Below are 10,874 nucleotides of genomic sequence, written 5' to 3'. Positions count from 1 at the left end.
ATAACAAATTAATGAATTAACATAATTATAGGTCTATAAACCCCGTCATTATGCGGTTTGTGGTATTAGGCTTTTGCATTTGAATACGTTTTGAATACGTTCGACTAGAAATTGATGTAGTTTGCGAACTTTTCTGCCACGTTTTCTTTTTGCTTTTTAGTAACGTGAGCATAGATGTTCATTGTCGTTTGTATGTCTTTATGACCTAGTCTATCTTTGACCTCTTGAATAGTAGCACCCGCTTCAAATAGCAATGAACAGTGCGTATGTCTAAAGCCGTGTGGCGTAATGCGTTTGAAATTATGTTCTTTACATATCCTAATAAGTGCTTGGTTGATGTATTTATTACATAATGGCTTGTTGGTTGTTATGTTAGTAAAAACACGTTGGCTCTTATCTGATGTGTTGTATCCATGTTTTAGCGACTCAACACGTTGATATGTCCGCCAAGCTTTTAATACAGAAGCGGTTTTATCGTCTATACTGATTGTTCTTATAGATGATTTCGTCTTAGGTTCTTGTATGATTTGCTTGTATTCTAACCCAATAGCATATGTTTTATTGACTGTGATTGTCTGATTATTAAAATCAACATCATTCCATGTTAATGCCATTAACTCGCCACGTCTAAAGCCTGTAAATGCTAGCGTACGAAACATAGCGTGGTATAATGGGTCATGTTCAGTAAAACTTAAAAACTGTTGCAACTCATCACTGTTGTAATACTTTAAAGAGTCGTCTTTTGGCGTCTCTTTTTTTCGTGGTAGTTTCGTATGTTTAAAAGGATTATCCGTGATGATCTTCAGCTTTACCGCATAATCTAGTACACAAGAAGCATATATACGGTGTTGTGCTACGTTCGAGTACTTTTTGTCCCATTCATAAATGACGCTTTGACAGTAAGGGATTGTAATCTTTTTAATGGGAATATTAGCAAAGTGTTTGAGAATAGCAGTACGAAAGATTGTCAAAACGATTAAGTAGGAACTTTCTTTCACTGTATGTTGATACTGTTCTATCCATAGCTTATAGACTTCCTCAAACGTCGTTATATCCGTACTCATAAAGCCATTATGCTGTGTATCTATTTGTAGCCTAGCTTCAGCAATTTTTGCCTCTCTTTCGGACTTAAAGCCACGTCTTGTCGTCCGCTTCTGCTTTCCAGTAATTGGATCGGTACCTAAATATGCAGTAAACATATATGCAGTTGTACCGTCTTTCTTTTTGTATTTCTTAATCATAAAATCAACCCTCTCTGTTGCCCGCATGCGTGAGATTGGATTGACACACCGTTAAGGAATGGCTACCTCATGGTGTGATGATTAGAGGGTACATTAAGTTTTCGTTCAATGGGGTTACTCAAAAGTTTGATAATTATAAATAACCTTACCAATCACTTCGATTTCGTCTAAACAGTCTAAGTCATATGAATTTGTTTTAAACTCGTCTGAATAGCTTTCGGGGTCTAGATGCAACTTGGTTTCTGTACACCTAACACGTTTTACTGTGTACTCTCCACCTATACGCAACACTAAGATGTCATTACTGTTCAGTCTGCGGTTTAAAGTTTTTCTATAGTCATGTACGACTATGTATGACCCGTTAGCTAGAACCTTATTCATGCTATCACCGTTAATTTGTAACGCAATACATTCATTAGGGTTTCGCCCATTATATACAAATGAAGGTGTTTTAATAGTCTCACTATCAATAGAAACCTCTTCAAAATTGCCTGCAGAAACTTTACCATAATATGGTATTTCGATTTCATTATCGAATTCCGGTAACGTAGATTCTTCTACTTCTCCTAAAAGATAACTTTTAGATACATTGAATGAACTGGCGATTTTTTCGACCATCCCCATTCTAGGTTCGTTTTTCCCATTCTCCCACATTCTTATAGTACCCTCAGAAACATTTAGCTTTTTTGCCATTTCAACTTTTGATAACCTGTTATTTAATCTAATTTCTTTTATAGAATTTTTAAAAGCCATTTTTTACCCCTCCTTATAAACAGAGACTTAACACTTACATTATACTATGAAAAATCATAATTTCAACAACTTAAATACGATTAATCAGAAATAAATTACATAAAATCATTGCAAACGTATTTATAATTCGATATACTTTGTTCATAACGTTAGTGAGGAGGTAAAAAATGAGAAGTGCTAAAACAAGTTTGAAGTTAGATGAATGGCGTAAAAGAAAAGGATACACTCAAATATCTTTTGCTAAGAAATTGGGTGTTTCTCCGTCGACTTATAACATTTGGGAAAACAACCCGGAAATGATTAAACCTAAAGACGCATTTAAAATAGCTGAATCTTTAGAAGTCTCAATTGATGAGATTATTTTTTTAAAAGAACAATCGTATTTTAAATACGTTTTAATCGAGGAGTTGAACGACCGTGCCACAACTACTAAGTAACGAAGCAAGTCAGCAACTTGTCGCAGATATTGTGAGATTAGCAGAAACATTGGCATTAGAAAGGGTTAGACAAAAGCAGAAGCGGTGGCTTAGGCAAAGTGAGGTTATGGAAGAGTATCGTTGCACCCACAAAGACATTAAACAGTGGGAAATCGCAGGCTTAACCAAAAGAAAGCAAGGTAAATCATGGTATTACGATCGCAGAGACATTGAGCAAGTACTAGAAACATTGAAACAATAAACGCCCGCATGCGTGAGAGAGTAAATCAATGTGTAGGAGTGATAACAAATGATTAAACAGATTTTCAACGAGAAAGAAATTCGATTTATCGAGAAAGACGGCGAGTATTGGGCAGTAGCTAGTGATGTAGCAAAAGCATTAGGTTATTCGCATACACCACATATGGCTAGGCTGTTAGATGTGTCAGAAAAAGATGTCCATAATGTGGACACCCTTAGAGGTAAGCAAAAAGCAGTAATTATTTCAGAAGTAGGCATTTATGAGGCAATTTGGAATAGTAGACGAGAAGAAGCTGAAGAATTTAAGCAATGGGTTAAGCAAGTAATCAAAGAGTTACGCCAAGCAACGGGTCTTAAAGGTTATGAAACGTTCCGAATGTTAGATAAGCAAAAGCAAAAAGAAGCTATGGACACCTTAAAGAATGGTATTGAGGGTATCTCTCAAAAAGATTATTTGAAAGCACAAACAATTAGCAACAAGGCAGTATCGAATGTATTTGGCTTCTCTAAGATGATTAAAAAGGGGGATATGACAAGGGACATGTTGGCATTAAGACAACAAATATTAGATGAAACGGTAGAGTTCATGGTGTTTGTTAAAAAATATAATCTTCCTTTGTCTGTCGGCAAGCATATTTATGGCAAGTACAGTAATAATCAGAAATTAGCGTAAGGTGGTTGAGATGATGAAACAACAAGTAGTAATCACACGCAGTCTATTAGGCTGGATAAACATAAAGGACACTAAAGGCAATCTATTGCTTAACATGGCACCTGATGTCTTTAGAGAGCATTTTAAAGACGTGAGTGAGCATGTGACATTGGCATGTATGGAATTAGATTTATCACGTATTAAAGAAATCAAAAATAAAGTGAAAGTGAGTGTTTAATTATGAACCAACAACAAAATGAGGTCTTAACTGATATTTATTGCACATTAGAAGCGGTCATTGAGGACAAGGCAACAGAATACACGCATAAGGTTAGAGAGGGTAATGCTGAATGGTATGAAACAGTTGATCGTGAGGAACATTTAGAGTCAACCATGAAATGGGCAATGCAACAGTTAGAAAACAATTTTGCAATTATGGAGGAATACTAGGTATGAATATCGAAATTAGATGGCTTATGGAAGAAATTGAGATTATTAAAGAGAAATTAGAAGATGTAATTTCAACGCATAGCTGGTTTATTGATGATGTATTTACTACGGATAGACTTAAAAGTATGGAAGAAGTACAAAGATATGGATATGCGTACAATGAACACCGCATTCACTGTGAACAGCTATTCGATTTGTTGTACATGTACACTGGTAGGTTAGACAAGAAGATAAACGAGTTTAAAGACATAGAAAAAGCGTCATCTTCCGCCGACCAAAGCAAAGATAACGCACAAAATTAATTATGAAAGGGTGTTACACCATGTTCCACTTAAAACATGATGATACACTTCACATCTTATTATATCAAAATTTGATGTCTAAGGGTACAGATGAGGTTAAAGAAATTAAATGGTCTGAATGGTGCGAGTTTCTGACTCGTCCAGTGATTCACTCTAGTGATAAGTATGCAAACAAGTTGGCGATATATGGAGACATCAGTGAGGGTGTAGACGAAAAGACAGGAGAAGTATTACATCATAGACGTAAAAACGAGTATGTCATGTATCGACAAGTATTTTCACTAGACTATGACGATATAGACGATATGAAGCGGTTCATTAAGGCTATACAAGAGAAGTTGAACCGCTTCTCTTACTTCATGTATAGCACGTATAGGCACCGTGACGTGCAAGACCCACAAGATAGCAATCTAGCACCTAGATTCCGTTTGCTCGTGCCTGTTGACGATATTCTAGAGCCTCAAGAATACACCACATACGCTGGTGCATTAGCTAGATATATTGGCGAACCAATAGACGAGTCGTGTTTTAAGCCTGTTCAATTATCCGCTTTGCCTGTTATTAAGGATAAGAACAAGCCATATCATTGGTTTATTAATGACGCACCATTTATTACACGTGATCAATTAGATAGTTGCTTACAGATGTATCCCGCTTCTGAACCAGTAGAACAATCGCAACCAATCGTTTTAAGGCATAATAAGCGTGATTCAGAGCATTGGAAAGATATTTGTATGGGTGTTAGCAGTGGGGAGCGTAACGTGGCACTGACACAGGTTATAGGACACCTATTGAGTAAACGTGTCGACCCTAATCTTGTTTATGGATTAGCTTACGGCTGGTCAAAGCAATGTGAACCAGCTATTAGCGATAAAGAAATCAATCAGACATTCAAGAGTATTTATTTGAGACACACAAGAAAGGAGTGATTTAGTGGCTGAACTTCCTGTTGATATTAAAGAATTAATAAATAACGCTGAAAGTGATAGTGCGAATAATATACCCACAGGCTATCAAGTTGGAGAAAATCGTTGGCTATACAAAGTAATTGAAAAAGGTAAGGGAGAAAATAAGTACGTTGTACCAAAGCTAATCACTTCTACACCACCATTCATCACACAGAGATTTCGAGACATTGAAACGAATGAGTTCACATATGAGTTGACGTTTGATAACAATAATAAAACTTATAAAATGCCTGTCTACGCTCGTGAATTAGTGGACAATATACATTTAATTGGGCTGGCTAATAGGGGCTTTGATGTGACTACAACCAATCGTAATGACTTGGTTAATTATATCAGTATGTATATGCGTATGAACCCATTACCAATTACAAGTGTTGTCACAAGACTAGGTCATATTAAAAACCATTTTATACACCCACTAAACATAGATTCTGATATGGAACTTGTTATCCATGAAGCGGGCTATAAAGAGATTGCCGACCAGTTTCAAACAAAAGGAACGCTACAAGCGTATGCACAGAGTGTATTTAAGCCGATTTTAGACTCTAACCCAACAATGATGTTCTTGTATGCTTCCTGTGGCTCTATATTGCTTCATGACTTTAATGTTGAACCTTTTGTTGTTGATTTAAGCGGTGCAAGTTCACGTGGTAAAACAACAGCTTTAAAAGTGGCTAGTAGTGTATGGGGTAAACAAGGTTTAGTAAGTGAATGGAATATAACAAGAGTGGGCATCGAACGTAAATCGGCATTCTTAAATAGCTTTCCGTTATACCTTGATGACTCAAGAAAAGCGAATCCCTACATGATAGCTGATGTCGTATACCAATTTAGTGGTGGTCGTGAAAAAGGACGTGGCAACAAGCGGAGTATTGATGTTGAACGTACATGGCAAAACATAATGATTTCAACGGGAGAGACGTCCTTAGCTGATAATGGCAATGAAAAAGCAGGTATCGGAGCAAGAGTGGTTACGCTACAAGAAAACCCATTTGCTGATAATGTTTCGTTTATTGACCTATATGAGGGCATAAACAATCAATATGGCACGTTAGGGCTTGCATTCATAGAACAATACCAATCTGATAAAGAAACGTACTACGCCTCGTTTAAACGCCATGAGAAGCGTCTTATTGAAAAAGCAGGTAGTAATGAAATCATGGCAAGAATAGGAAGAGCATTCGCCTTATTACAAGTTGCTGGCGAGATTATCAACGACATTGACGGTTTTGAACACGATCCATACATCACAATAGCCCAAGCATACAGTAACATGTTGGAAACCAATAAGAATATTGATAAGCCTAAACAATTGCTTGAGAGTTTGCTAGAAAAATTAGACGCAGAAAGAAATCATATAACGGGTGCTAACTATGGAGCAGTATTTAATGGTGTAGTCAAAGCAGTGTTTAATAAGGATTACCTATGTATCCTTACCGATAGTGTTAAAAGTCATCTAGGTCATGAATTTCATACCATAACTACTGAATGGCGAAATAGAGGCTATCTCGCAACAGGAAAAGAAAGTATTGTAAGGCAAGTAAAGTATAAAGGCGTAAGGTATCGTGGTTATGCGATAAAAACAAGTGTTATTGAGGAATTTGGGTTTGATTTTAAAAAAGAAAGTTATTAGCGGTACCACGAGTACCACGTCGGTACCACCTAATTTTGTGGGAAGTGGTACCGTTCAACCTCTTGTGGCACAAGGGATACAACGTAATAGTACCACGAGTACCACTTATTTTATTAACCATATATTATATAAGAGTTATCTCTACACTTATTACTATATGTATATATTATACATTTGAAAAAAATGGTGGTACTCATGGTACCGAATGGCTCTATGTATTGGTACTACTGACATCAAGCGGTACCACTATCTATTATAAATCATGGTACCGCAGTGGTACTAAGGTGTGACCGTTAGTCAGTGGCATTCAGACTATAACGGCATATAGTTCCATAAGTTCCATGTTGGTTCCAAGTTTATTTTGGGAATATGGAACCAATTAAATATTGATACATCAAGGGTTAAAGCCTATTAGTTCCATATAATTTATGAATATATATTATATAAAGGTTATCTCTATACTTACTACTTATATATATTATACAGTCGAAAAAAAGCATGGAACTCTTGGAACCGTCCAGTTCAAACCATTGGGAGAGTAAGTTGGGGTTGGTTCCATAAGGGTTGGAACTTAGCTGTTTTAAATGGAACTAGATATGGAACCATGTTATATCAAGTTACCTTTAAAATTGGTGGTACTCGTGGTACTGAAAGCCTCAAAAGTATTGATAATACTGATTTCAATCGAATGTCAATCGCTTAGTGCATTACTAACACTGGCTTTATCGGTAGTATTACTCGTTTTACAAATGAATATAGTCGACATATCGGTTCTAGTAATCCTAATCAAAGGAGTGGTTCAATGACAAAAAAAGAAAAGGTGCAAGAGTTACCCGAAGAACACCGCCAAGTCCTCAACGTGGTAATCAATGCACCGAATAAATATATTACTAAAGAGAAAATACTTAATCAATTGGGATATGAAAAGACATCGTCAAAGGAACGTTGGGTGCGTCAAATAATAAGTGAACTAACAACGATCTACGGTTATCCCATTGGTTGTAGCTATTCCCGTGAACATAGAGGTTACTACATGATTAGTACCGAAGAGGAAAAGTTACAAGCTATCCAAAGCCTAACTCGATTGATTGACGGAAGTATTAAACGTCGTGAAGCGGTTAAAAACTTGGAAATATAGAAGCGGTAAAGTATTGATTGCGATGACCGCTTCAATACCAAAGCTTTAGTGTTACAGATTCAATATCCCCCACTTAAATAATTTGGTAATAAATAGCACTTTGGGGAACGGGGCGGGGAATCTTTTCTCGATATTTAGTGTGAACTATTCACATACGACCCCACACATGCACAAATGATTTTAATAGTTAATAAACCGCTTCAAAAAAGCCTGCCTATATGGGTGGGCTATTCTCAATTTATAGGGGTGTGTATATGAAGTTAAAGAGACGTAAGAAAGTATTATATTATCGCCATGTTGATAACAAAGTTTCAGAACATCAACTTTTAACGCAGTTCAATCCTTTCTTTATTGAGCGTAAGATTAAAGCATGTCAGCAACAAATCAACGCAATGTATGATCTAAACACATCGACTACCACATGTGATGAAGTGAGAGGCGTTATTTCGGTATCGTACCCTATTGATAAACTTGCTATGTACATCATTGAGGAAAAGGAAGCACTATGGCATTATAGAGAGCAATCAGACATCAACATAAAGCTATTAAACGAGGTGCTAATCACATACACAGAGCATGACAAAAACAAAGTAATTAAGTACATGCGTTCATATGGAGAATACAAGCCTTGTGACGTCATAGAACGATTACAGGTAGATTTACACCAGAAATATATTAAAGAGCGGGTAGCACGTCAAAATGAACAGCACAGAGTAGTGAATATTGAAAGACGTAATCGCATTAAGCAGTATCTTGAACAAGAATCAGTCGAAGCGGACAATAACCGGACGATAAGGCTGTATTCCTAGAGCCGTATAGCATTTAACGACCGGACGATAATAAAGGGTATATTGAAAGGTACCCCCTACCACTATTCATTTAGTCGTATTGAGTTGGGAGCGGTGCGGGTCAATCGTTTGCAATCAAGAATGTACTTTATGAAAAGGGGGTAATAGTTGAGAAATGTTGAAATGCTAGTGATATCTAGTAGGTATAAAGACGTATTAAAACACACTCTAAAACTCACACAGAGCCACCATACTCAACGATAATATAAATTGTAGTAAATAACATTAGAAATCATTAACACGCTTATATGAGGCTTATAACACGCATGACGTGTAGTAAGCCTTTTTAATATGCTTTCGAAATAATCCGTAAGGTCTATATAAGGGGCTTCCGCTTCAATAATCTTACTCATCATAAAAGCTAAATATGATGAATACGAGTGCATTTATTGCTTGTTATTTAATCAGATAACATCAATATGAGTGGATAGCAAAAACCCAAAGGTTTCCCAAAGGTAGTAATAATTAAAGTTAAGATACAGAATATAGCCTATTCGGGCAATTTTTGTTGTGTACGTGTCTATAAAGCTACGCAAAAGCGACAGGTCTAATCATTGGTACATATGATGTTTAACAGAAGCGGTGTTTGATAATGCGACATCTAATGAACCATTTTAGTGCGTGAGCCTGCGTACCTAATTTGGGGACGCTGACTGAACGAATCGTTATCCCACCTAACGTCACGAATCGTTACCTTAGCTGACCGAACGAATTGTTCATGCAGATGAAAACTACAAGGTTTGTGCAAGGTTGTTCTATTTTTATGGCTCATCGAAGGAAAAAGCCAACGTAAAGCTTATATTGATGCAGGATATTCTATCAAAAACAAAAGTGATGATTATATAGATAAATCAGCTAGTTTATTACTAAAAAATAGTAAGGTTTTAGTAAGGTACGAAGAATTGAAAAAAATGGTAAGGTTATGTAAAGGTTTCCCCACTTTTGGGGAATGTACTATATCAACTATCCTTATTAAAATCACATGGTTAATATAGCAAGGTGGTTTGTGTAACAAGTGTATTTATAACTACGGTTGTTCAGACGTCATTGTGCTAGATTTTGCTAGCAAGAATTAATACATTAGCGGACTACTCAAAATTGAGGAGTCGTTATAGGAGTATCCATATTTGGTTTGTCCTAATCACTCAATATGAATGTTTCCTCGTGTGTTATTAGGAAAGGTACATGTATTTTCAGAAGCGGTATAGCTCTTACTCAAAAAAGAGCAACAGCTCAAGGTAATATGACTCACTATGTTGGGGAATGTTGGGTTATTACTTAGTAAACACAAAATTGTGTTGGTTACGCTTTTTAGATAACTCACATTTGTGGTTTAGTCTCATAAGTTACAGAAACCAAATTTGGTTTTTGCAAAATTACACTTTGATTAGAGGCTTCGCATTTGAACTTTGATTTAGAAGAGGTGCAACATCAGCACGCAATTATGCACTTTGATCGTACTATATTCTCGTTTTAGGAATGTACTTGGCGTCGATAGTCCCCCGCTTCAAATGACGGGTATGTGGCAGAGAAGTTAAAAGAACGACGCTCACTCTTCTTCTTAAGAAACTCCCTAAATTTAATTATTAGTGCATATAAGTGCTTGGTGTTATTAGAGAACTGATATTTCCGTTTTCTAAAATAAAGTGGCTTATCACAGTAAGTGGTAGAGAATTGCACAAAAGGTTGAGAATTGAGACTCAATATACAAAATGGATTGGGCGAATGATTGGCTATGGTTTTGAAGAAAATGTTGATTACATTTTGGTTAGTCAAAAAAGTCTAACCAATAATCCACGTAATCCTTACACTAATCAAACCGACCATATAACGTCGTCTGTTGGTGGACAGAACCTGTTCCCTGAATCAGGGTAGTGGTTTTATAGAAGTGGTATAGGACTGAACGAATCGTTACCCCCTTAAAACTTGGGTATCCTAATCAATTATGTAGGTCAAAATACTAAGAAATACTAAAAATGAATACGTAAGGGGGGATTAATTATCATATGTATGTAGTTAAAAAAGGCTATGTATGTATATCTCACGCATGCGGAATTGAATACGTTTTTGAATACGTTTTGAATACGTTCGTTGTTAAATGATGTGAAATGATGATTAATGTAAATTTATGAAAACGTGTAATATCAAGCGTTATCAAGTGTTGTGAATTGATGAAAACCCCACGTTTTAAAATAACAAATTAATGAATTAA

13 protein-coding genes are annotated in these 10,874 nt (G+C 36.2%); 11 read left to right on the top strand and 2 right to left on the bottom strand.

Annotation, left to right across the window (positions count from 1 at the left end):
• Positions 1–104: 104 nt before the first annotated feature.
• Positions 105–1,241 carry a site-specific integrase gene (locus TP70_RS06505; RefSeq protein ID WP_044360467.1) on the bottom strand — a complete coding sequence of 379 codons (1,137 nt, stop codon included), beginning with the start codon at positions 1,239–1,241 and terminating at the stop codon, positions 105–107.
• 114 nt (positions 1,242–1,355) lie between these two features.
• Positions 1,356–1,994 (bottom strand): XRE family transcriptional regulator, encoded by a 639-nt coding sequence (locus TP70_RS06500; protein WP_044360466.1) that lies wholly within the window; start codon positions 1,992–1,994, stop codon positions 1,356–1,358.
• Between the two features lie 167 nt (positions 1,995–2,161).
• Here TP70_RS06500 and TP70_RS06495 point away from each other — a divergent pair, with 167 nt between their 5' ends.
• The 11 genes from TP70_RS06495 to TP70_RS06440 all read left to right on the top strand — a co-directional run bounded on the left by TP70_RS06495 (position 2,162) and on the right by TP70_RS06440 (position 10,537).
• Positions 2,162–2,431, top strand: coding sequence for a helix-turn-helix transcriptional regulator (locus tag TP70_RS06495; RefSeq protein ID WP_044360465.1), 270 nt, complete (start codon positions 2,162–2,164; stop codon positions 2,429–2,431).
• Complete coding sequence (locus TP70_RS06490) at positions 2,412–2,672, top strand: hypothetical protein (protein WP_044360464.1); 261 nt, start codon at positions 2,412–2,414, stop codon at positions 2,670–2,672. Before TP70_RS06495 ends, TP70_RS06490 begins: the two co-directional genes overlap by 20 nt.
• 48 nt (positions 2,673–2,720) lie before the next feature.
• Complete coding sequence (locus TP70_RS06485; RefSeq protein WP_044360462.1) at positions 2,721–3,344, top strand: BRO-N domain-containing protein; 624 nt, start codon at positions 2,721–2,723, stop codon at positions 3,342–3,344.
• Between the two features lie 13 nt (positions 3,345–3,357).
• Positions 3,358–3,561, top strand: coding sequence for a hypothetical protein (locus TP70_RS06480; RefSeq protein WP_044360460.1), 204 nt, complete (start codon positions 3,358–3,360; stop codon positions 3,559–3,561).
• A 2-nt stretch (positions 3,562–3,563) separates the two neighbouring features.
• On the top strand, positions 3,564–3,773 hold the full coding sequence (gene tscA / locus TP70_RS06475) for a type II toxin-antitoxin system antitoxin TscA (RefSeq protein ID WP_044360459.1): 210 nt from the start codon (positions 3,564–3,566) through the stop codon (positions 3,771–3,773).
• 2 nt (positions 3,774–3,775) lie between these two features.
• Positions 3,776–4,075, top strand: a complete 300-nt coding sequence (tscT, locus tag TP70_RS06470) for a type II toxin-antitoxin system toxin TscT (protein ID WP_044360457.1) — start codon at positions 3,776–3,778, stop codon at positions 4,073–4,075.
• A gap of 74 nt (positions 4,076–4,149) precedes the next feature.
• Positions 4,150–5,004: a primase alpha helix C-terminal domain-containing protein gene (locus TP70_RS06465; RefSeq protein WP_169743611.1), complete on the top strand. Its 855-nt coding sequence runs from the start codon at positions 4,150–4,152 to the stop codon at positions 5,002–5,004.
• Positions 5,005–5,008: 4 nt separating this feature from the next.
• Positions 5,009–6,676, top strand: coding sequence for a DUF927 domain-containing protein (locus TP70_RS06460; RefSeq protein ID WP_044360453.1), 1,668 nt, complete (start codon positions 5,009–5,011; stop codon positions 6,674–6,676).
• Between the two features lie 802 nt (positions 6,677–7,478).
• A complete protein-coding gene (locus TP70_RS06450) occupies positions 7,479–7,814 on the top strand; it encodes a hypothetical protein (RefSeq protein ID WP_044360450.1) in 336 nt (111 codons plus the stop codon).
• Between the two features lie 254 nt (positions 7,815–8,068).
• The gene (locus TP70_RS06445; RefSeq protein ID WP_044360449.1) at positions 8,069–8,623 is read left to right on the top strand and encodes a pathogenicity island protein; all 555 of its coding nucleotides are present in this window, start codon (positions 8,069–8,071) and stop codon (positions 8,621–8,623) included.
• A gap of 1,638 nt (positions 8,624–10,261) precedes the next feature.
• Positions 10,262–10,537, top strand: coding sequence for an antA/AntB antirepressor family protein (locus TP70_RS06440; protein ID WP_044360447.1), 276 nt, complete (start codon positions 10,262–10,264; stop codon positions 10,535–10,537).
• Positions 10,538–10,874 lie beyond the last annotated feature (337 nt).

This window comes from Staphylococcus microti, from assembly GCF_000934465.1.
In the GTDB taxonomy this organism is placed as follows: Bacteria; Bacillota; Bacilli; order Staphylococcales; family Staphylococcaceae; genus Staphylococcus; species Staphylococcus microti.
Note: the sequence above shows the minus strand (reverse complement) of the source record. Positions and strands in the feature narration are given on the sequence as shown.